1 pseudogene is annotated in these 295 nt (G+C 62.4%); it reads left to right on the top strand.

The window, feature by feature from the left end:
* Positions 1-295: pseudogene (locus tag SB764_RS39285) on the top strand (amylo-alpha-1,6-glucosidase); the annotation flags it as partial.

Genomic DNA, 295 nt, shown 5'->3' with positions numbered 1-295 from the left:
AGCGCGAGTCGGATGGAGGACTCGCGAATCAAGGCTGGAAAGACAGCCACGATTCGGTATTCCACGCCGACGGCCATTTTCCCGATGGCCCGATCGCCTTGGTCGAAGTGCAGGCGTACGCCAGCGCGGCGTTCGACACCATGGCCCACTTCGCCAAACTGCGTGGCCTGCCCGAGCCGGCGGCGCACTATCGGGAGCGGGCGAAAAAAATCCGCCAGTGCGTCGAAGAAAAATACTGGATGGAAGAGTCCGGTTTCTACGGCATCGCGCTCGACGGACACGGCGAACTGTGCCG

The sequence above is a fragment of the Paraburkholderia sp. SIMBA_027 genome (assembly GCF_046535315.1).
Classification (GTDB): domain Bacteria; phylum Pseudomonadota; class Gammaproteobacteria; order Burkholderiales; family Burkholderiaceae; genus Paraburkholderia; species Paraburkholderia tropica.
This window is presented reverse-complemented; position numbering and strand designations above follow the sequence as displayed.